Origin of the sequence: Wukongibacter baidiensis, from assembly GCF_050888315.1 — a bacterium.
Lineage (GTDB): Bacteria > Bacillota > Clostridia > Peptostreptococcales > Caminicellaceae > Wukongibacter > Wukongibacter baidiensis.
Genome location: NZ_CP138202.1, coordinates 240,253 through 262,882, shown reverse-complemented (window position 1 = coordinate 262,882; position 22,630 = coordinate 240,253). Strand labels below are relative to the sequence as shown.

The window sequence follows — 22,630 nt, the reverse complement described above, 5'->3', positions numbered from 1 at the left end:
GGACCTTTATTTATCGTTGTTAGTAATTTAAAATTTATAAATTATCCCTAATTATTCATGAAAAGTTTGAAAGGGTGCAAGTAATTCTGAATTCTAAGGCTTTCATCAAGTTCGAAGACATACCTAAACGGTACGTCAAGAATTTGATGGATGTCTTAGAATCAAAAGGACGCAGCAGAGTTTTGAATTTTTCATGACTAATTCGGGATTAGATCTATATTTTCTTATAAAAGAATGTTTTCATAGCTTTAAAGTTGTATCTATGAGGAAGTATTATTTGCTCTGTACTTCCCACAAAAAGAACACCATCATTCTTTAAACTACTATTAAACTTTTGATATATTTTTTCCTTTGCTTCCTCAGTAAAATATATCAAAACGTTTCTACAAATTATTAAATCACAGCTACTTGGATAAGCATCTTTTAGAAGATCATGCTTCTTAAATTTCACGCATTTTTTTACTTCATCTTTAACTCTAAATGAGTTTCCAGTTTTCTCAAAATACTTACTCTTAAATCTATCTGGAGTATTTTCAATGCTTTTCGCTGAATACAGACCTATGCTCGCTTTGTTTAATACCTCATTATCGATATCTGTAGCAATAATCTCAATGTTTCTGAGGTCAAAAAAGTCACTAAGGGCCATTACAAGAGAATAAGGCTCTTCACCGGTAGAGCAAGCCGCACTCCATACCTTTAATTTTCTTTTTCCGTTATTGTTTAATAAATATGGGAATATTTCGTTCTTTAGTACCTCCCATTGAGCTGGGTTTCTAAAGAACTCCGATACATTTATTGTAAGATAATTTATAAACTCATCAAAAAGCTTATTATCCTTTATCAAAGCGTTATAATAATCATCATAGGTATCGTAATTGTTTCTCTTTATCAAGGATTCTATACGTCTTTTCATTTGTCTTTCTTTATAAGCCGATAAGTTAATACCTGTTTTTCTAAAAACTTGTTCTTTAAATTTTTCATACCCTAACATATTAAAACCCCACTTTTAGTTATGTATTTTTACTTATATAAAATGTCGATATATAAATAATTTTAACACATTTAGTAAATGGAGTAAATTATATATATAGGGATATGAATATTTGCAAAAAAAATACCGTGTTAAACACGGTAAACGAGAAATATAAGGGGGTCTTCTTAATATTTTGTGAGGGTATTAATATTCTTTCCAAACCAATAAAAAATATTCTATATAAATAGAACTTTTCTTTACACTTTTAAAAATAGTTAGTCTTCAAAAATTTTAAAACTCAAGGCTTATAAACCTTGAGTTTTATATATGCTATATCTTCTGCATCATATCGCAGTAACTTTTCAAGTAAGTCAAATCATAAATAAAAATAATTTCATCTACGGCTCAATCTAAAATAATATTTATAAATTAATTTTCCTTAGACTTTAAAACATCTCCAATAGTTGCTTTTTCCTCTTCTTCGTTCTCGTAAACAAACTCTTCTGCCTCTTCAGAAGCCGCTGCTTCCTTGATAGATAAGCTTATTCTTTTCTCTTCCTTCTTTATATCTAATATCTTTACATCTACAGTCTGTCCAACTTCTAAAGCTTCAGCTGGTGTAGCTATTCTTTTCTCAGATATCTGTGAAATATGAACTAAACCTTCTAATCCAGCTTCAAGTTCAACAAACGCACCAAAGTTAACTAATTTTACTACTTTACCCGTAGTTACAGCACCTATATTATACTTTTCCCCAGCAGTGTCCCAAGGATTTTGAAGAGCTTGCTTTAAGCTTAAAGAAATTTTCTCCTTCTCTCTATCAATATCCTTTACATAAACTTCAACAGTATCACCAATCTTTAATACTTCACTTGGATGCTTTATTCTACCCCAAGACATCTCTGATATATGAATAAGACCATCAACACCGCCTAGGTCTACAAAAGCACCAAAGTCAGCTAATCTTTTTACTTCGCCCTTCATAACTATATCTTTCTCTATTTTGCTCCATAGCTCTTTTTTCATTACTGCTGCTTTTTCTTCTAATATTTTTCTGTGGGAGAAAATAGCCTTATTTTTTTGCTTATCTACTTCAAGAACTTTTACTTCTAGTTCCTTATTATTGAAATCATCTATACTTTCAACATATTGATTCGATAATTGTGAGGCCGGGATAAATCCACGTAATTCGTTATAGAATGCAATGATTCCACCCTTCACAGCCTGGCCTGTCTTAACTTTTATCGTAGAATTATCTTTTGCAAGTTCCTCTATAACGTCCCAATCCTTTATAGCGTCAACTCTTTTTTTAGATAATACAACGTTTCCTTCACCATCGTCAGATTTTAATACATAAACATCTATTTCGTCCCCTTCTTTTACTACTTCACCAGGGTTAATATCTGTATTATTTGAAAATTCACTAAAAGGAATTATACCGTCGGATTTATATCCAATATTTACTACAACCTCGTCCTTTTGAATTTGTACAACTTTTCCTTTAAGTATGTTTCCGCGTCTTGGAACAGTAAAAAGCTTCTCCTCCTGTTCTAATAGCTCGTTAAAAGTACTGTTGTTATCCATGATTTAATCGCCACCTTCATTTTCTATTTTTTTTACAACTTCATTTATAATCCAATCTGGTGTTGAAGCACCAGCTGTTATCCCAACGTCTTTACATCCTTCAAATATTTCTAAAGGTAGTTCTTCAGCAGTTTCAATATGAATAGAATTATCACAATAGCTCTTGGAAACTTTGAATAGTTTTTGAGTATTTGAACTATGATATCCGCCAATTACTATCATTGCATCAACCTTTTTAGCTATTTCAGCTGATGCTTCTTGTCTTTCCTTTGTTGCTAAACATATTGTGTTGAATTCTCTAATTTCATCTGCTTTTTTATCTAGTTCCTTTATTATAGTATTCCACTTTTCAAAAGTTATAGTAGTTTGAGCTACAACACACATTTTTGGTATAAAAGGTAATTTTTCTACTTCAGCAATTTCTTCAATGATATATGCACTATTATTGCACCATCCATTTATTCCAATAACCTCAGGATGTTTTGGGTTTCCAATTATTACTATTTTGTATCCTTTATTATGGTATTCTTTAGCTATTTCCTGCACTCGTCTTACAAACGGACATGTTAAATCAATGATTTCAACGTTTTTTTCATCTGCATCATCGTAGATCTTCAAAGGAATTCCATGGGATCTAATTATTAGGGTAGAATCCTCTGCATCTTCAATTTTATCAGTAGATTTAACACCCAGACTGTTTAATCTGTTTATGACCTGTGTATTATGTATTAACGGACCAAAGGTGAATATTTTATTTTCTTCTTGTTTTACAGCTTCCAAGGTTTTCTTAAGAGCTCTTTTAACACCAAAACAAAAACCTGAATTTTTAGCAATATAAATATTCAAGTATATATACCTCCTAAGCATAGAAACTAAGAACAATGATGTAGCAAACAATAAAATCTATTTCATTGTATCTATTCTCTTTATTATGGTATCTATAACTTCATCAATACTTTTACCAGTTGTATCAACTAAAATGGCATCTTCAGCCTGTCTTAGAGGATCCAACTCTCTCTCAGTATCCATTTTATCTCTTTTAGCAATTTCTTTAGCAACATCTTCGTAGTTAAGTTTATAACCCTTTTCCGTTAACTCAACGTATCTTCTTCTAGCTCTTTCCTCAACGGAAGCAGTTAAGAAAAACTTATATTTTGCCGATGGTAAGACTCTTGTTCCAATATCTCTACCATCCATTATAACATCATTGTTTTCTGCAATTTTTCTCTGAATATCTACCAAGGTTTTTCTAACACATGACATTGCTGCAACTGCTGATACATTTTCATTTATATTGGGCCTTCTAATTTCTTCATTTACATTAATACCATCTAAATATATATTTCCCTCTTTAAATTCGATTGTTGTACTTTCGAGAGTTTTTGAAACCATCTCATTATTATCGAGTGAAACATTGGTATTTAAGAGTTTTAATGTAATTGCCCTATACATTGCTCCAGTATCAATATATAATATTTCTTTCGCTTCTGCAATCCTTTTAGCAATAGTACTTTTACCTGCACCTGCCGGGCCGTCTATTGCTATGCTTACTTTATCCACAAATGTTCCTCCTAACACATAAACCACCAGATGGCTGGTGGTCAAATTTGCTTCATTATAAATATATGCATATCTATTCAAAACAAATTATAACATACATATCAAAATTATAACTTAATATGTAAACTATAACAAGTATATATAGTAATTTTAACCTAGATTATTCGTGAAAAGTTTGAAAGGGTGTAAGTAATTTTGAATTTTTCATGAATAATCCGGGTTTAATAATCTATTGAACTATTTCCATGATTTTAAAGCTTAAACCTTCGTCTTTATATAGTTTATTTAGAAAAGGTTCTATCCCTCTGTTTACTATTCTTAGATATCCCTGTACAAACATTAGTACAATGCACAAGCTTATGACCATTTTTATTAGCATTTTGTCTATCTTTTCATGTTTATCTGCAATTGTTTTACCCATACTTTTCCCTCCACAAAAGACTCTTATCCTAAAGCTTCTTCTAAATGGCAAACATCATTCAAGCTAACTAGAACAGGTCCGTAGTCTCTAAATTCAAATATATTCATAGAAGCATTTTTTAAAGTTATACTATAAAAATGTTTAAGGTCGATTCCTAGTAGGCCTAATATCATAGTTTTTATTGCTACGCTATGGGATACAATTACTATAGAGCAGTTATCATATCTTTCCATAATTTTATCTACCGCTTCTAGACATCGTTTCTGTACTCCTCTTAAGTCTTCGCCATTTGGAATGCTACTTTTATAGGGTTGACTCCTCCAGCTTCTATATTCCTCATTGTATAATTCTTTTATTTCCTCTATAGTGAGACCTTCCCATTCACCAAAGGACATTTCTCTAAGATTACTATTAACTTCAATATCTATATTAAGCTCCTGTGCAATAAAGCTAGCAGTCAAATAACACCTATCAAGATCACTAGTAAAAATTCTTTTGAAGCTATCATTTCTTCTTTTCAATTTCTCGGCTATCTGTTTTCCCTGTAACACCCCCATCTTGCTAAGCTGAATGTTTCTACATCCTTGAGTTTTACACTCCTTATTCCAAATAGTTTCTCCATGTCTTATTAGATAAAGCTTTAACATAATAACCCCCGAACTTTTTGAAAAACTCTTTTTTATTATTTTATCCATTATTTTCTGATATTAGTCCTCCGACATAAAAAAAGGGATGTCTCAGAATGGCGAATTTCTGCGTTATTTGAAATGTTCACCGACTTGGCACGTACGTTAGTACTAGCCAAACCGTTGAAATTTCAAAACCTTGAACTTCACTCATTCTGAAACACCCCGAGGCTGAGCTCATAAGAAACCTTTATGAGACAGCCCCTTTCTATCTTTTTCTCTTATTTTTTGCGCTTAAAAGCCTGTTTGTATTTAAACTATTAGGGCTTTTACTCTCTGCTTTTTTAGGCTGCTTGCTTTCCTTTACTTTTTCCTTTTCTGGTTCAGTTAATCCTTTATCTTCAAAGATCTTCTTCTCATCTACTGACGATCTTCTTCGAACCTCTTTACTTATAGGTTTTTCCTTGATATCTTTTGCAATTTGTGCTGTTTTTTTTCTAACACGGTCTAATCCCTTGAACCTTATATTAAGTCTTCTTAAAGCAATATCTATTATGAATAGAAGCAAAGAAATTATTATTAAAATATCTGTTATATCCCTATAACCATGAACATCCTTTTCGTTCTTCGTAAACACTTCTTTAGGACTATTTATAAAGTCACCCTTAGATTTCCTTACAAGCTCTGATAAGCCCTCTGAGGTTAGGGTTATATCGTACTCTTTAGAGTAATTTATGGTAATAGCCTGCTGAGTCGATTTTATAAGGTTATCATTTTCATATTGAGACACTTTAATAACATATGTTCCCTTTTCTAGTGCTTCTATCTCTCCACTATACTCACCGATATTCTTGATTGTAAGGTCAATATCGACTTTCTCTAAATTCGGGGTTATTATAGAAGCTTTAGTGTCGTAGACCTTATCGTTATCCTTTAGATCCTTTACATTAATTTTAGCTATATTTCCTTCTGTACTGGATTCTACAAATAGATCGTCACTACCACCCTTATAGAAGGATGCTAGAAGCATTCTATTAAAAAAGTCTATCCCTTGCTCTGTAGCCAAATAGTTTGATGTCCACTTTCCATTGGTGTCAGGTGTCCAAGCAATACTTTTACCCAGTCCATATTGCCATATTGCAAGAATTGGCTCATCAGTATCACTTTTCTGTATTATTTCCGCTCTGTCCTTTGAGCTAGTGCTAATATATCCATTTAAAGCAATGGGATTTTCCATGACTGGATATACAATATCACTTATGGAGCTTAATTTGGGCACAAAGGTTCTGTTATTTATATAGGTTTTAGAAGCCAAGAAGGTTTCCTTTGTAAATATTTCTGGGATAGTACCATATTCGTCAACGAAATAATATCTTCCCTTACCAGTGTTGGCGATTGATTCAAGAAGTCTTGTATCGGCTCCCTCACCTACAGCTACTGTAGAAATAGTTATGCCCTTTTCCTTCATATTACTTAATATTTGCTCATATCCGTATCTCTCCGCCTGTCCATCGGTTAATAGAATAACGTGCTTTAGCTTTGTATCTAGCTTTGAAAGAGACTCGTATGCTTCATTTAGAGCTGGTATAATACTAGTCCCACCTCCAGCTCTTATGCTCCCTATTGCCCCAATAAGCTCATCTTCTTTTTGGTCTGGAGAAGGCTCAACTACCCATTGTGGCGTGTCATCGAAGGTAACCACACCTATCTGATCCTTAGGTTTTAGTGAGTTGACTGCCTTAATGGCTGCCTCTTTAGCAATCTCAATTTTACTAGTTCCTACTTCTCCACCATCCATACTTCCTGATTTATCTATTACTAGCATAAGCCCAAGGCTAGGAACCTCTCCTTTTATCTTCATTTCCATATTAACTGGGAGAATCTCCTCAAGCTTAGTCTTATAGTATCCTCCTAGGGCATAACTATTCTCGCCTCCAGTAACAACTAAACCACCTCCATAATCTCTAACATATATCTGTAAAGACTCTAAAAATCTTTTATCTATATTATGAAGAGATACATCTGACATAATAATGCTTTTATACTTTAAGATGCTAGTTAGTTCAGTTGGTACTTCTTTAGCATTTATATAATCTACACCTATTGAAGCAGATTTCAATATCTTGTATAATTCTCTTCCTCCATTGCTTTCTCCATCGATTAGCAATACATATGGCTTGCCCTTTACATCTGTAAAGGCAGAATATGTGTTGTTTTGTGTGTAAGTATCCTTCTCTGGAGTTATAACAGCGCTATAGGATTTAAAACCGCTTCCTTCAGCCTTATCCTTAAAAACAAACCTGTTGTTACCCTTTTCAAGTCTTACATCCTTTTCTCCAACTACATTGTTCCCTGAAAATAAGGTTATCTTAGTTTGTGTAGCTATGTTGCTATATATATCTAGAATCACATCAAAGCTTTGATTTTCATATAGAACCTTTGGTATATCGATAGTCTTAAGCTGTACTTCATTTTGTATAGAAGAGTCTTTTTGATAGACTTTTAGTTCCACATCATTGATGTTTAGTAAATTGCCTTCTTTTTGGCTGTCTCCTACGTTTTCTTTACCATCTGTAAATAGAACTATCCTCTTTTTAGAATCCTCAGGAATTAAGGCTCTCGATATTTTTAGGGCCTTTTCTATATTTGTAAAACCCTTGTCGATTTTCGTTTCAAATTTAACATTGGTTAGATCTGTGGTTACAGGCTGCTCAACTTCTCCCTTTTCACCAAAAGCCACTACTCCAACTCTATCATTCTTTTTTGCAAATTCTAAAGCTTCATTAATAAATTCTCTAAATTCTTCTGCATTATGGGCGGCACTTTGGGATAAATCCACTGCAAAAATGGTTGTGGTTGTATCTACATCGGTTTTTAAGCTAATCCCACTAAGACTAAGAATAATTAATAGAAATATAATTGTTCTAACCCCTAATATAGCCTTTCTTCTAGGTGAGCTTTTAAGCCTAGATCTACTGAAATAGAAGAGAAAAGCAATCGCAATCGGTATGAGTGCTAAATATATTGGATTTTGGAAGCTAATACCCACGGTTATACACCACCCATTCTACTACTAAAAGTAAAAGAGCCAACACTAAAAATATATTCTTTAGATTCTTCATGCCCTTTTCTTTTACATTGTTTTCTGTGTTTAATTTATCTCTAGCTCTAATACTTTGATTTACATTGGACTCTTTTATTGTATTGACATTGGATGCAAAAAAGTTTTTATTGACTTTATCATCTATTATTTGCTCTATGGTATATACACCTATCCCATCGGTATCTGTAAAGGCTGCAACTGGAAAAGGCGGTCCTACCTTCCTTCTATTTCTATCTGGAGTCTCAACATATACTTCACTTGATTTGGGTGACACATCTATATTAATGTCTTCACCGCTTAACACCTCAGTCTTTCTTTGGGTATTAAAGCTTAATGTATAGTCTAGTACGTTTTGAACAAATATTGGGAAATCATATTTTAGTGGAAAATCTGTATCATGTATATCAAATCCAACTATTACAAACCTTTGATTCTCCTTCTCACCCTTTAATGCTATTGCCTTATCATTAGAAAACATAAAGGGTTTTGCCCAGCCTGGCTGCGATAGGGCTTTAACCTTGCTCATTGATATATCAAAATTCACATACCTTAAAAGATCATCATCATGAATAGTTATATCTCCTTGATTCATTGAGCCACTTACATCTACAACTCCCTCTAATGTATTTGGATTTAAGATAAATATATTTCCATCCTTTGGGAGCTCTTTTGGAAATAGTCCATCATAAATATATAGATCATATCCACTGACATCACTTAGCACCTCGTTAGTCTTATAAAGTTCTATGTTTTCGTTAAGGGCTATAGCCTTTTCCAAGAATACATTGCCTGAAGTCGTAAAAAGAACTTTTTGAAGTTGATTGCTTCTTACTACGCTGTATCTAATATTATCTGCCATCAGAGCGTCTTCAACGTCAAGCTCAGCCTTTACTATACTGCTCATTGGCATACCTTCAATATAAATCTTTTTACTATCATTTGCCTTAAGCTCTACCTCTTTAACATCATATATTTCATCTTCCGAATATATTATTAAGTCAGTTTTGACATCTGTGTTACCATAGTTTCTAACCTGAACCAAGGCACTTATAGAATTATTAACCTGTTTGCATGACAGGCTCTCAATAAGAACATTGCTCTGATTAGACCACGTGTTTTTTACTATAGCATTGTCCATATCTATATTCTTATCTGTATAAAAAATAATCCTATAGTTTTCCAAGTCCTTTGTCATAGCTTTAATAAGGGATAAAGTGTCTTCAGGATTATCCGCTTCATTTGATATATCAATATCCTTCAATTTTCTACTCAGAACCGACTTATCTCCTGACTTATTTATTATTACATCCGGTGTACTTCCCATGGTTATAAGGGTTAAGGTTCCATTTGATTTTAAATTATCAATAATCTCATCAATGTCTTCCTTTGACCTTTCGAACCTACTTTTACTGTCTTCTAGCGTTCCCATACTCAAGGATTTGTCCAATACAACAATTAAGTTGTCAACATCAAGAGTACTTGATATAAGGTATGGCTTAACTAAGAAAAATACGAGCATTATAAAAGCCAGGAGCTGTAATATCAAAAGTATATTTTTTCTAAGACGCTGCCAAGGAGCATTAGCTTCTATATCGGCCACAGCTCTTTGCCATAGAAAAGTACTAGATATTTCAAAATCTTGATGCCTCTTTTTTAATAGATACATAATAATAATTGGTATAGTTCCTAGAAGAAACAAAAAGTGCATTGGAGAAAAGAAACTCATTTTATCACCTCAAAATACCAGCCCTAACGAGCTTTTCAAATATAATCTCATCGATTGAAAATTCATTCGATATCATAGAATACGCACATCCGTACTTTTTACAGGTTTCCTTGATGTTTTGCATAAAGGATCTCAATGTCCTTTCATAGGAGCTTAATATTGGCCCACTAATGGATATGTCATCACCGGTTAGTGTTTCGCTGTCTATAAGCCTTAAATCCCCTATATAATCAGGCTTTAACTCCTTTTTATCTAGTAAATGTAATACAATAATCTTTTGATTCATATAGGACAGGTATTTCACTATATTTTCAAAATCCTCGGTGAATAGATCCGATATTATTACAGATATTCCAGACTTATATGGTCGCTTATTTATTATTGAAAAGAAGTCCGTTTTATTTTGAAAATCTAATTCATCTAGTAAAACCATTGCCTTATTTAGCGAGTTTTTTCCACTTAAATATCCCGATTCTTTAATCTCATTCTCTTTATGGTAGTATAAATTTACCCTATCTAGGTTGTTAAGACTAATGAAAGAAAAGGCTAAAGCAATATTTTTGAGGATAGTTGCCTTCTTTGGCTCGCCAAAATCCATTGATCTTGAGGTATCCAAAAAGATATTTACTAGAACCTCCCTTTCCTCCATAAACTCCTTTATATAAAGCTTTTCAAATCTACCATAGGCATTCCAATCAATTTTTCTAAAATCATCACCATGTATATATTCTCTAAAATCTGAGAATTCGCTGGAAGAACCCTTAGCTCTGGACTTTCTTCCACCGCTATATCCCTTATTTATTGATAAATTGTAATTAAGTTTTAGTCCATTCAATTTACTCAGGAAGCTTTTATCAATCAAAATCTCACCCCCGTCTCTCAGTTGTAAATTACTCTAGTCAATTTTGCTAATTATTTCTTTTATTATAAAGTCACTGTCTACGTTATCACTCATTGCCTCAAAGTTAAGTATTACCCTATGTCTAAGAGCTGGTAAAGAAACATATCTTACATCATCAAAGGAAACATTAAATCTTCCATCAATTAGAGCCTTTACTTTAGCTGCTTTTATTATTGCCTGGGCTCCCCTAGGGCTTGATCCGAATCTAACATATTTTTTAGTAGTTTCTGGACTTGTTTCGTTTTCAGGATGAGTAGATAATACTAGCTTCATAGCATACTCCAGAACTGCATCTGCAACCGGTATCTCCTTAGATATGTCTATCATTTGCAGAAGATCTTCTCTATTACTTATTTTTTTAAGAGTTATTTCTTCTCTTTGGGTAGTAAGATTTACTATTCTACTTAGTTCATTAAGGTTTGGAAATTTTACATTTAGCTTGAATAGAAATCTATCCATCTGTGCCTCGGGTAGTGGATAGGTTCCTTCCATTTCGATTGGGTTCTGAGTAGCTAGTACAAAAAAAGGCTTATCTAGTTCTCTAGTTTTATTACCTGCGGTAACCATTTTTTCCTGCATACACTGAAGCATAGCACTTTGAGTTTTCGGCGTTGCTCTGTTTATCTCATCGGCTAAAAGTATATTTGTAAATACGGGACCCTTTTCAAATTCAAATCTATTCCTACCACTTTCATCATGGACTATTATGTTTGTACCTAAAACATCGGCAGGCATAAGATCAGGAGTAAACTGAATTCTAGAAAAATCTAGGTTCAAAACCTGTCCTATAGTTTTAACAAGCTGAGTTTTTCCAAGACCCGGTACACCTTCTAAGAGTACATTCCCCTCACAAAGCATAGCGATAAGTACTTTCTCTATAAGCTCCTCTTGTCCTATAATCGCTCTTTGTATTTCTTCTTTTATACTACTAAATTTATCATTAAATTCTCTAAAATCCTTTTCAGTAAAGTCCATTAAAATCACCCTTTTTCTATAGTCTATATATAATACGATAAAGATCTCACATTATGGATATTTGACATCCATCGTTTCTGAGGATGGCAAATTTTCTTTCGTTTGAGTATGTGCAAAAAATCTTTTCAGGTATAGTTTCCGCAAATATTTTTTGCAGTTTGAATTACTTACGGGATTTTGATATTTTATTTGAGTGATTTCAATGAATCTGTTTATATTTACATGCATAAATTTATTGCATACAGAAAGAGAAATTATCAAAATCCCGAATCACAGGAACTACTACAAAGAGATAACTTAACTCCTTATGCTACTCTGAGAATAATCCCTTATCATCATAAATATATGTGCAAAATATCTTTTCAGTGCTTATTTACTCATCCAGTTTTATGAAATATTCCTTGACTATTTCCTTCATATTTGGAGGAATCTCATCTTCATTTAGTCTATGAAATTCACTTTCTTTGTAGTTCTTTAATACTTCACTAAATGGAATTGACTCACCCATCGTCTCACCAAATTTTTTAACTTCTATAGTATCCTTTTGTCCAGTCTTGTTAACATTACCTTGGACATTGGTCCTATCTCCTTCGGTATCAAGATTCTTTGGTGCAAATATTTTTTCGTAGTCCTTAGCTTCCTTATTGCTGCTTCCGTTTCTTCCAGCACCTCCACCTTGCTGACTACCTCCACCATTTTCACTTCCTGGTGTACTTCCATTTCCTGCACTACTACCACCACTACCTTGTCCCTGTCCATTTCCAGATCCATTTCCTGAGTTTCCTTGACCTCCTGAATTTCCGTCACCACCTGGCGACTCTCCACTAAACTCTCAGCCCCCTTCCCCAGAATGCTCTCCGGTTGGGCATGTGGACTGCTGACTTTCATCTCCTGACTTTTGAGCGCTTTGACTACCTTGATTCTTGTTTTCAGTGGACTCTTCAGACATCTCTGAAAGGGTATTATTTATATTATCAAGGGTGCTTAAGGCTTCACTTAGCTCACCCGATATCTGAGGATTACTTAACTGATTATTTATTGCTTTATTCAAATTTTGAAGGCTTTGATTAATGGCAGCACTATTAGGATTTCCTTCCTTTATAGACTGTGCAAGGGCATCCTTAACTTCTTTAAGGGCGTTTGCTAAACCAGGATTATTCTTTAATGCCTCTCCAAGCTTATTTAGCCCATCCATTAACTTCTTCAACTCTTCTTTATTCATGTTTTGTATCTTTTCAGCCATCTTTTCCATTTCCTTAGCAACTTCGTGGGAGTTTTTACTCCTTAACTTGTCTGCTAGTTCCTTAGTAAATGGATTTTCACTTAGTTGTTTTGCTGTTTCCTCAATCTTACGCTTCTCTATTTCTTCCTTTATTGAGTTTAATTCCTTCTTTGATTTTACAAGTTCTTTTTTCGCATCTTTGATATTTTTAGCCTTCTCAAGTTTTTTTTGCATTTTCTCTAAGCTTTCTTCTAACTTCTTCTTTTCGTCCAAGGTTAACTCTTTATCACTCTTTACGTTATCCTTTATCTTCTCTATCTTAGCCTTCTCTTCTTCTAATTTTTCTAAGCTTTTTTCCTTTTCCTTTGCAACTACATATGATTTAGATGGAATAAAGCTTGTAGAAACTGTTGCTATAATAAATATGAAAATGAAAAGAAGTATTCTCATTGAAGGTTTCAATGATATCTTTGATTTTAGCTCCTTTTTCTCAAGGATTTTTATTGTATCCTCTTTTTGAATTTTAGCAACTATTGTCTCCTTCCCCTTAAGCTCTAAGGAGGTAGAAACCCTTTCTTTTAATTCAAAGGAATCTATTAAGGCAGCTGTATCACTATATGATGGTTTCTTTATAAATGTCCATATGGTACCTATGCCTAATATAATTACTAACGACATTGACAGTTTAGTCCATATAAAGGTTATGGGGATAAACCTCGATATCATCATAATGATTAACGAGGTACCTCCCCAAACTAATAGTGATAATGAAATAATATGGATAAACCTTTTAAAAAAGTATTTAAGTTTTAAGGGCTTTAATAAATCAATTATTTTTTTATCCAGCATTTACTTTTTCATCCCTTTTCTTTCTTCTTTTTCTATTTAATTTATCTTCCCTCTTATTTCCAAACTTCTTCATTGGATTAATTTTTATAGAAGTTACTAATAATAAAATAGATGACATTACAAAGCTAAAGCTCATATTATAGTACAATGGTTCTAAAATGTTTGCATTTGCTTTTCTTCCTATCAATATCTCCCTTATTGGTCCCTCACCAAATTGCTTTTCCAAAATTGCTCCTATTCCAACCATAGGATTCATGTAAACTATCGAATTGTAAATCCATTTCACTGTATCACTTATATTGTTTATATCAAGTCTATCTATTAGAGATCTTGTTATAAGTAAACAGAATCCCGTACCAAACATAAGTAGAAGTACTAGAAAGTAGGTAAATACTGTAGATGATGTAGTCCTTCTAAAGAAAGCAGAAGAAAAGATTCCTATACTTCCAAACAACAGTGCAGTTACTAAATAGTATCCGAAAAGTAACATTATACTTGATGGCGTTATAACTCCAAACAAGAAGAATATACTAAATATAGGTACCGATACAACTAATAGCAATATCATCAATGATAATGATGATAGGAGTTTTCCTGAAACTATTGAAAAACTAGACAGCCTAGTACAAAGCAATAAATCAAAGGTTCTTCTCTCCTTTTCACCACATATACCGCTTGATGTAGTAGCCGGTATGATAAATGCTATAAGTATCAGCTGAAATATCGTAATAACCGCATATAGAGTCTTAAGCTCTTCTATCCTTATCCCTCTATAATATCTATACCCAAATACCATTTGTGATGCAATAAGGGCCAAGAATGCGCATATAAAAAACAAATATAGTGATATAGTTATTGGCATTTTCCATGATCTTGTTCTAACCGTTAATTCCTTTTTTAAAACAGGATTTATTCTCATCATTCTGCATCCCCCTTTGTAACATCCATGAATATAGTCTCTAAGTTGCTTTCTAAAGGTTTAAAGGATATTACAGGAATATTTGCACCTAGTAACCTTTTCAAAAGGTTTGACAATTCTATAGGTTTTCCGGAAAATTCTATCTCAACATCCCTCTCATTCTCAATCACCGATTTAACTAAAGGTTCCTCCTTTAAAAGCTTTACACATTTTTCAATTTCTCCAAGGACTTCGATCTTTATAGCATTGGCTCCCCTAGCCATTAACATTATTTCGTCAACCGATCCGTTAACGGCTATTTTGCCTCCCTTAATTATTCCTATATTGGTACATAGCTCCGCAAGCTCTGGCAGTATATGTGAGCTAATTATTATTGTTTTACCCATTCTCTTAAGTTCTTTAAGTATTTCTTTCATTTGAATCCTTGCCCTGGGATCCATTCCCGATGCAGGTTCATCTAGAATTAATAGCTTAGGATTATGAACCAAACATCTAGCAAGGCAAAGCCTTTGTTTCATCCCTCTAGAAAGCGAGTCTACATAGGCATCTCTTTTATGGGCTAGATCGACCAATTCTAGAAGGTCGCTCATTATATTTTCTTTTTCCTTACCATATATACCAGCTATGTCACTATAAAAATCCATATACTCAGTAACCTTAAGCTTATCATATACTCCAAAGAAGTCCGGCATATATCCGATATTATTTCTTATCTCCTTAAGATTTTTAGTGGTAACTTCAGTCCCATCTAAAAATATTTTACCTGAGGTAGGTCTCATAAGGGTAGCGATCATCTTAAAGCTTGTGGTTTTTCCTGCTCCATTTGGGCCTACAAATCCAAATATTTCACCTTCTTTTATTTGAAGTGATATATTATCTACAGCCGTTAGCTTACCGTATTTCTTTGTCAAATTCTCTAGTCTCAACATTATTTAATAACCCCCTCTACAGTAAAATTAGGGACATATAGATCACCATGGTCGGTAGGATCTATCTTTAAGAGAGTTCCAGCATTTACATCATAATAATCTGTTTTATTAGAAGCATCGATTAAAACATTTGATCTATCAGTTTTTTCCCATTCCTCGGTTGTGAAGTTGTAAATGTACATCTCATGCTTTCCTCGATATTTATTTATGCTGTAGTTTATTTCCATTGAATTTAATTCCATATTCTTTTCAGGTTTAAAGCTCAGTACAGCATACCCTTCACCATAAAGCATTTGATCTTCATCCTCTAGTTCCATATCATAAATATCTACTATATTTGGATACAATATTCCATAAGGTACTGTTACTGTATCTCCTTTTTTATATTCAATACTGAGTGGTAACACTACTAAATTTCTATCAAGGGTTTTAGCCTCTTTATTATTTATTTTTATACCTTTTCCAATTTTATCTCTGTTCCAAGCCAACATAAAGAATCTATTTTTGCTAATAGAATTCAAGTTTGAGTTAATAACCCCATCTAAGATATCTCTTTTGATATTAGGATTAAGTATGTCATTTAAATCTTCGTTGTTGCTATTTCTACTGCCGCGATAGGTTCCGTAAACAGCATCAAATAGATCATACCAATTCCTCCTAGCATTAGCCGTATAGGCCTTAACCTTACTCATCTCAAACTTTATTTCCTTTGATTTGTCACCTGATTTTATATCTCCTAGCTTTCTATAGTTGTTTCCTAGAAAAACGACTGCATCTTCTAAGTCTAAATCCGAAAGGTTATTTATATCACCAACAATGGCACCATCTACTAGCTTGAATTCGCCACTTAGTTTATCTTTCATTTTAAACTCATAATTATTCGAAACAGTTTCAACATCCAAAACCCCAGCTTTTCTTAAAATAATATGCTTTTGATCGTCGAAGATATACTCAGTCACGATTTCTCCATTTGCAAATCTCTGCAATTTATCGTAATCTCTATTATTTTGAAGAAAGACTTCATTCTGCTTATCGAAAACTACATCCCAATCTCCATTATTAAATCCCATTAGACCGGATCTGGCGGTTACTTCCGCTGTATTTGTTTTGCTATCAATATTAATAACCGATACATTGTTTGCTATAGGCTGCCTTAGCCTAGTTTTAAATCCTAATACATATATTGAACCGGAGAACAAAATTACGATTAGTGGAATAGTCAACCATATAAACTCCCTTTTGTCGAGCTTTTTCAAGATAAAGTAGTTAATCGGTCCAACTAATAATATGAATAGAATCAATATTATTACAATGGTTTTAATGGATGGTAGAAGATTGTATGGTAAGTAAGATACAATATTATCAAATCTATAGGAATGGTTCCTTTTTATGTTTCTACCTACAAACTCATTTGCTTTACCTTTGAAGTATTTATTAATAACCTCATTCATAAACTCATCGTTTTTATCCCAATTTCCGAAGGGCGAAAGTGCTAAGTCAAATGATGTAATTACAACGTTTCCATTACCAATCTCTTGATGATAAATAGGAAGTATTTCCTCACCATTTATTACAAGTTTCTCTCCAGTCTTCAGTTCTGCATTCAGTAATACTAATGATTCTTCACTACTAAGTTGAGAATTATCTATTGTTTTAGTACCTTTAACATCTAAAAAGTTAAGCTCTTCATTCAGTCCCTTTAGTGTCTTTTGATAATTAGACCCCGTTCCGATTAAAAGCAAACCTCCTGATTCAACCCACTTTTTCAAAGCCTCTTGTTGACCACTGCTTAGCTTTTCGGAATCAAAGTTGTTAATTACAATGGTAGAAAACATTTTTAATACTTTATAGTTTTCTGGTATATGTTCATCTAGTTCTAGTATTTTAAAGTATGAGCTTCCTCCGTTACCATGGGTTACTTTAGAATATGTTTTCCCTAAATATCTTAGACTATCAGTGTTCTCACTAAATACTCCCATATATAAATCATCGGGCTTTTTTAGATTTAGATATTGTACTCTCTTTTCAAAGACAATATTATCCTTTTTATCTAGTACCCTAATAAACAGGTTACCGTTTTGGTAAAATGTTGACTCAATATTTACAATCTTTGTTGACCCTTTTGCAATATTTATCCTTTTACTATATGCCGTATACAAGCTAGTCTGATTTCCTCTAAACTTGTCCTCGTACAATAGTTGAACTTTACCCTCAATATCCTCAAAGTTATTCTTTATCTCTATTCTAATCGGTGTAACTTCATTTGGTATTACGTATCCATCAAAGCCTATTTTCACGTCTGTTTCAAATTTTTCTTCGGCATAGCTTATGCTCCATGCTCCACCAAGAAATATGGTGAAACTAAAGGCCATTATTAATACAATTAGTACTATTCTGTTGTCATTATTCTTCATTCCACTACCCCCTCAAAAGTTTAGATTTTTTCTACAACTGTCATTAGTGTATTATAGCATAGAGATTCCAGTCAAAACTTTAATTTATACACATCAAAAATCTCCAAAAGCATCAGATATTTTGATATGTATAAATTAAGATTTACTTGGAACTCTCTGTAGTCAACATATTTATTCTACTATTTATATTAAGTGATATCAATAATTTAGACGTTCAAATAATCTTAAAAGTTCCTTAACAGGGCCTTAAGAAAAACTTAGTGTCACCTAATCGCTTCCTTTTTGATTAGATTCCTCTCCTTAAAATGGCCTTAACAAAAAGAAAGGGCAAAAGCTGATTCACTTAAAGTGAAAAGCTTTTGCCTCTTATTAACTAACTACTTGTTTATATATATATCATATTTTTCCCAAGTAGATTCAAAACTTTTTAGCCTATCAGCGATCCTGTCTTTCTCTTTCATACTCAAAGCTATTATTAATGAATTTATTAAACTCATAGGCGCGACTAGGGAATCAACAAATGACGTCATATTACTCTTAGCTGTTAGAGTTATATCTGCTACTTCAGATATTGGAGAAAACTGGCTATCTGTAATACCTAGTATCTTTGCACCCTTGTTTTTAGCAAATTCCATAACCTCAATGGTCTTCTTTGAGTATCTTGGGAATGAGAATCCTATAAGGACATCATCTTCATTTATGTTAATTAATTGGTCAAATATATCATTTATACCTGAAGGCACGATGCGTACATTATCTAAGATAAAATTCAAGTAAAAAGAGAAATACTCAACAATTACAGTAGAACTCCTTAGTCCAAACACATATACCTTCTTTGCCTCAAGGATATTTTTGACTACTTCATTAAAGGATTCAGTATTCAGTTCACTGACAGTTTTCAAGATGTTGTCTACGTCGGCCTGCATAACTTTCTTGAAAAAACCTTCTTCATCATAGTTCTTAGAAAGCTCCAGTCTTTGAACCGTAGTGAGCTTAGTCTTGATAAGCTCCTGTAATTCCTTTTGTAAATCAGGATAACCCTTATAGTCTAAAGCATTAGCAAATCTTACAACTGTTGATTCACTTACCCCGACCTTTTCTCCTAATTTAGATGCAGTCATGAAAGCCACTTTGTCATAGTTATTCATAACAAAACTAGCTATCAATTTTTGACCCTTACTAAGTTTATTATATTTTTCTCTAATTCTAATTAGTAAATCTTTTTTATCTCCATTCATAAATAGCCCTCTTTTCTTGTGTTAAGGCTATTTTACTAAATTATACCCTTCCTGTAAAGCCCTTTTGTTTAACTCTTCAGTTCCCCTAGGTACTCTACTTAAAACTGCTTCTTCAAGATATTCCTTAGTAACGATATCAGTAAGCTCTTGGATTGCCCCTAAAGCTACTATGTTTGCAACCATAGTCTTACCAATAACTTCACTTGCAGTGTTTAACATTGGAATAGATACAATTTTCTTAGCCTTTAAGTTTGAAGGTACTTCAATTGAAGAATCAACTACTAATAATCCATCTTCCTTTAATGTATCAGCATATTTATCTAAAGCCACTTGAGTAAGTGAAAGCATAATATCTGCCTTTCTTACCTTTGGGAAATCTATTTCTTCTTTACTTATAATAACCTCTGCTTTACTAGCTCCACCTCTAGCTTCTGGTCCATAAGATTGTGATTGTATAGCATTATCACCCTTTAAAAGTGCTGCTTCCGCTAATATAATACCAGCTAATATTAGTCCTTGACCCCCGGAACCAGTTAATCTAATCTCAGTCTGCATAGCCATATTATCTCTCCTTTTGAAATCTTTCTATAATCTTCATATATTCTTCTGTGTATTCAGGCTCTGTAGTGTTTTTTAGTTCTCCTATTAAGAACTTACCTTCGGTCTTTTCAGCTGGTAATTTAGCTGCTACTTTTACATCTACAGCGTTATCCTTAAGCCAAGTCATCATATCAACAACTGTACCTTTTTTATTCTTTCTTCCATAGTAAGTAGGACAGATACTGATTCCTTCTACTAATGAAAATCCTTTGTTTTTAATTCCGTTCTCTACAAGCTTTGTAAGTTGCTTTGCATGATATGCTGTTCCTCTAGCAGTATAAGTTGCTCCAGCAGCTCCTGCTAGTGCTGGTATATCAAATGACTTATCTATATTTCCGTATGGCGCAGTTGTACCGTACTCATCCTTTGGTGTAGTTGGTGAGTATTGTCCACCAGTCATACCGTATATATTATTGTTAAATACGATTGTAGTTATATTGATATTTCTTCTAGCTGCATGGATTAAGTGGTTACCACCGATTGCTGCGCAGTCTCCATCACCAGTTATTACTATTACTTCAAGTTCTGGTCTAGCAAGTTTAACACCAGTCGCAAAGGCTAACGCTCTACCATGAGTAGTATGTAGAGTATTGAAATCCATATACCCTGGAGCTCTTGATGAACATCCTATACCTGATACAACACAAACCTTATCTTTATCTAAACCCAAGTTATCAATGGCCTGAGCTACTGATCTCATTATAATTCCGTGACCACAACCCGGACACCAAATATGAGGCAATTTATCTGTTCTAAAGTAGTCTTTGATTAATTTGCTAGTCACTTATAAAACCTCCTTAACTTTGCTTACGATTTCGTCTGGAGTTATAACTTCTCCATTGGCTTTTCCAACTAGATCTATTTTACAATTTCCTTTTGCGATTCTTTCTACTTCATAAACGATTTGACCAAGGTTCATTTCAGCTACAACTATTGATTTTACCTTTTCACTTAATCTAGAAACTTGCTCTTCAGGGAAAGGCCAAATAGTAATTGGTCTGAACATTCCTACTTTTATTCCTTCTTCTCTTAAGGCTTTAACAGCACTTTTAGCCGATCTTGCTGTACTTCCGTAGGAAAGGATAGCAAAGTCTGCATCTTCTAACATATATTCTTCATACTGTACTATGTCATCAAGATTTTTATTTATCTTGTTCATTAATCTATCTAATTCTTTTTCAGCGTTTTCTGAACTGTTACTTGGGAAACCCGTCTCATCATGCATTAAACCAGTAACATGGAATCTGTGTCCGTCTCCATATGCAGCCATAGGAGGTACTAAATCTCCTTGTGACATTTTATAAGGCTTATAGTCTTTTTCATCTGCAGAAGGCTTTACTCTATCTATTATTTCTAATTCACTTGGATCAGGAATTTCAATTTTCTCTCTCATGTGACCAACAACTTCATCAGTCAAAATAACTACAGGTGTTCTATATTTTTCAGCTAAGTTAAATGCTCTAACTGTTAAGTCGAAAGTTTCCTTTACAGATGATGGGCTAACTGCTATTATTGGATGATCTCCATGAGTACCCCATTTTGCTTGCATAACGTCTCCTTGAGCAGGAGCTGTAGGAAGACCTGTACTTGGGCCACCTCTTTGTACGTTTACAACAACAAGAGGAATCTCAGCTATTATTGCATAACCTAAGTTCTCTTGCTTAAGTGAGAATCCAGGACCACTAGTAGCTGTCATTGACTTAAGTCCTGCTAAAGAACCTCCAATTGCTGCTGCTATACCAGCAATCTCATCTTCCATTTGTATAAATTTTCCTCCAACACGAGGTAATTTTTCAGCTGAAAATTCTGCAATCTCTGTTGACGGTGTTATTGGATATCCGCCATAAAACATCATTCCAGCAGCCATAGCTCCTTCAACACATGCTTCATTTCCTTGCATTAGTTTTATTTTTCTATTTTTCATCCTCGTTACCTCCTAAGTAAATAGCATAATCTGGACATCTAAGCTCACACAATCCACACTTTATACATTTCTCTATATCTACAGCTACAACCTTTTCATTCTCCATAGCAAGGACTTGTTTAGGACAGAAAGCTACACATATTCCACATCCCTTACATAGTTCTGGCTTTATTAATAGATTCTTATTATTTTGGCTCAAGAACATTACCTCCCTTTATTATCAATAGATAACCAACCAAAATATCAATCTAATTTTTTTGATATTTTTTGTAGTTTTTTGTTGGTTATTCATGCATATTTCAATGTCTAAATACATAATAACAGGTTCAAATAAATTATGCAATTAAAATTTCATTTTTTTCAAAATATAATGGTATTTTGCAATTTATATTGCATTTTGTATGTCAGCATCACGGTATAAATGAGTTTTTCTATAATTGTATGCATTTATTCCATCTATAAATAACCTCTATATCTAAGATATTCCAATAAGTTTATCCTCTTTTACTTTTTTCGAGTCAGACTTTTTCTTAAAAATGTATGAATTAAGTTTTTCTCTATGAACTCTATATACATAGCAAGATATGCAAAAAAAATTATAAACCATATAAAGTTCTCCATAACTTTACATGGTTTATAATTTCCCATGTGTTATAAAAAAGCCAA

Annotated in this window: 21 protein-coding genes; all 21 read right to left on the bottom strand. The window is 33.3% G+C overall.

Translation table 11 applies throughout. The features are described from left to right. Positions 1–214 precede the first annotated feature (214 nt). The 21 genes from R9X47_RS01240 to R9X47_RS01140 all read right to left on the bottom strand — a co-directional run bounded on the left by R9X47_RS01240 (position 215) and on the right by R9X47_RS01140 (position 22,163). A complete protein-coding gene (locus R9X47_RS01240) occupies positions 215–991 on the bottom strand; it encodes a CheR family methyltransferase (protein WP_432664866.1) in 777 nt (258 codons plus the stop codon). Positions 992–1,402: 411 nt separating this feature from the next. Then, the gene (gene rpsA, locus R9X47_RS01235; protein ID WP_432664865.1) at positions 1,403–2,557 is read right to left on the bottom strand and encodes a 30S ribosomal protein S1; all 1,155 of its coding nucleotides are present in this window, start codon (positions 2,555–2,557) and stop codon (positions 1,403–1,405) included. A gap of 3 nt (positions 2,558–2,560) precedes the next feature. Further along, positions 2,561–3,403, bottom strand: a complete 843-nt coding sequence (locus tag R9X47_RS01230) for a 4-hydroxy-3-methylbut-2-enyl diphosphate reductase (protein ID WP_432664864.1) — start codon at positions 3,401–3,403, stop codon at positions 2,561–2,563. Between the two features lie 57 nt (positions 3,404–3,460). Further along, positions 3,461–4,117 carry a (d)CMP kinase gene (gene cmk, locus R9X47_RS01225; RefSeq protein ID WP_432664863.1) on the bottom strand — a complete coding sequence of 219 codons (657 nt, stop codon included), beginning with the start codon at positions 4,115–4,117 and terminating at the stop codon, positions 3,461–3,463. A 229-nt stretch (positions 4,118–4,346) separates the two neighbouring features. Further along, complete coding sequence (locus R9X47_RS01220) at positions 4,347–4,538, bottom strand: hypothetical protein (RefSeq protein ID WP_432664862.1); 192 nt, start codon at positions 4,536–4,538, stop codon at positions 4,347–4,349. A gap of 23 nt (positions 4,539–4,561) precedes the next feature. Beyond that, positions 4,562–5,185 (bottom strand): histidine phosphatase family protein, encoded by a 624-nt coding sequence (locus tag R9X47_RS01215; RefSeq protein WP_432664861.1) that lies wholly within the window; start codon positions 5,183–5,185, stop codon positions 4,562–4,564. Between the two features lie 247 nt (positions 5,186–5,432). After that, positions 5,433–8,213: a VWA domain-containing protein gene (locus R9X47_RS01210; protein WP_432664860.1), complete on the bottom strand. Its 2,781-nt coding sequence runs from the start codon at positions 8,211–8,213 to the stop codon at positions 5,433–5,435. After that, on the bottom strand, positions 8,203–9,993 hold the full coding sequence (locus tag R9X47_RS01205; protein WP_432664859.1) for a vWA domain-containing protein: 1,791 nt from the start codon (positions 9,991–9,993) through the stop codon (positions 8,203–8,205). Before R9X47_RS01205 ends, R9X47_RS01210 begins: the two co-directional genes overlap by 11 nt. A 4-nt stretch (positions 9,994–9,997) precedes the next feature. After that, positions 9,998–10,855: a DUF58 domain-containing protein gene (locus R9X47_RS01200; protein ID WP_432664858.1), complete on the bottom strand. Its 858-nt coding sequence runs from the start codon at positions 10,853–10,855 to the stop codon at positions 9,998–10,000. Positions 10,856–10,888: 33 nt separating this feature from the next. Continuing rightward, complete coding sequence (locus R9X47_RS01195; RefSeq protein ID WP_432664857.1) at positions 10,889–11,869, bottom strand: AAA family ATPase; 981 nt, start codon at positions 11,867–11,869, stop codon at positions 10,889–10,891. A gap of 373 nt (positions 11,870–12,242) precedes the next feature. Then, on the bottom strand, positions 12,243–12,377 hold the full coding sequence (locus tag R9X47_RS01190; RefSeq protein WP_432664856.1) for a hypothetical protein: 135 nt from the start codon (positions 12,375–12,377) through the stop codon (positions 12,243–12,245). Between the two features lie 23 nt (positions 12,378–12,400). Continuing rightward, positions 12,401–12,679, bottom strand: coding sequence for a hypothetical protein (locus tag R9X47_RS01185; RefSeq protein WP_432664855.1), 279 nt, complete (start codon positions 12,677–12,679; stop codon positions 12,401–12,403). Positions 12,680–12,701: 22 nt separating this feature from the next. Continuing rightward, the gene (locus tag R9X47_RS01180; RefSeq protein WP_432664854.1) at positions 12,702–13,940 is read right to left on the bottom strand and encodes a hypothetical protein; all 1,239 of its coding nucleotides are present in this window, start codon (positions 13,938–13,940) and stop codon (positions 12,702–12,704) included. Beyond that, the gene (locus R9X47_RS01175) at positions 13,930–14,862 is read right to left on the bottom strand and encodes an ABC transporter permease (protein WP_432664853.1); all 933 of its coding nucleotides are present in this window, start codon (positions 14,860–14,862) and stop codon (positions 13,930–13,932) included. The genes R9X47_RS01180 and R9X47_RS01175 overlap by 11 nt, the downstream gene beginning before the upstream one ends. Beyond that, the gene (locus R9X47_RS01170) at positions 14,859–15,788 is read right to left on the bottom strand and encodes an ATP-binding cassette domain-containing protein (protein WP_432664852.1); all 930 of its coding nucleotides are present in this window, start codon (positions 15,786–15,788) and stop codon (positions 14,859–14,861) included. The genes R9X47_RS01175 and R9X47_RS01170 overlap by 4 nt, the downstream gene beginning before the upstream one ends. Continuing rightward, entirely contained in the window at positions 15,788–18,202 is a 2,415-nt protein-coding gene (locus R9X47_RS01165) for a hypothetical protein (protein WP_432664851.1), read from the bottom strand. The genes R9X47_RS01170 and R9X47_RS01165 overlap by 1 nt, the downstream gene beginning before the upstream one ends. A 377-nt stretch (positions 18,203–18,579) precedes the next feature. Further along, on the bottom strand, positions 18,580–19,440 hold the full coding sequence (locus R9X47_RS01160; protein ID WP_432664850.1) for a MurR/RpiR family transcriptional regulator: 861 nt from the start codon (positions 19,438–19,440) through the stop codon (positions 18,580–18,582). A 27-nt stretch (positions 19,441–19,467) separates the two neighbouring features. Next, complete coding sequence (locus tag R9X47_RS01155; protein ID WP_432664849.1) at positions 19,468–20,001, bottom strand: 2-oxoacid:acceptor oxidoreductase family protein; 534 nt, start codon at positions 19,999–20,001, stop codon at positions 19,468–19,470. A 1-nt stretch (position 20,002) separates the two neighbouring features. After that, positions 20,003–20,824, bottom strand: a complete 822-nt coding sequence (locus tag R9X47_RS01150) for a 2-oxoacid:ferredoxin oxidoreductase subunit beta (protein WP_432664848.1) — start codon at positions 20,822–20,824, stop codon at positions 20,003–20,005. Next, the gene (locus R9X47_RS01145; protein WP_432664847.1) at positions 20,825–21,964 is read right to left on the bottom strand and encodes a 2-oxoacid:acceptor oxidoreductase subunit alpha; all 1,140 of its coding nucleotides are present in this window, start codon (positions 21,962–21,964) and stop codon (positions 20,825–20,827) included. Beyond that, positions 21,954–22,163: a 4Fe-4S dicluster domain-containing protein gene (locus R9X47_RS01140; RefSeq protein WP_432664846.1), complete on the bottom strand. Its 210-nt coding sequence runs from the start codon at positions 22,161–22,163 to the stop codon at positions 21,954–21,956. Before R9X47_RS01140 ends, R9X47_RS01145 begins: the two co-directional genes overlap by 11 nt. Positions 22,164–22,630: the final 467 nt, after the last annotated feature.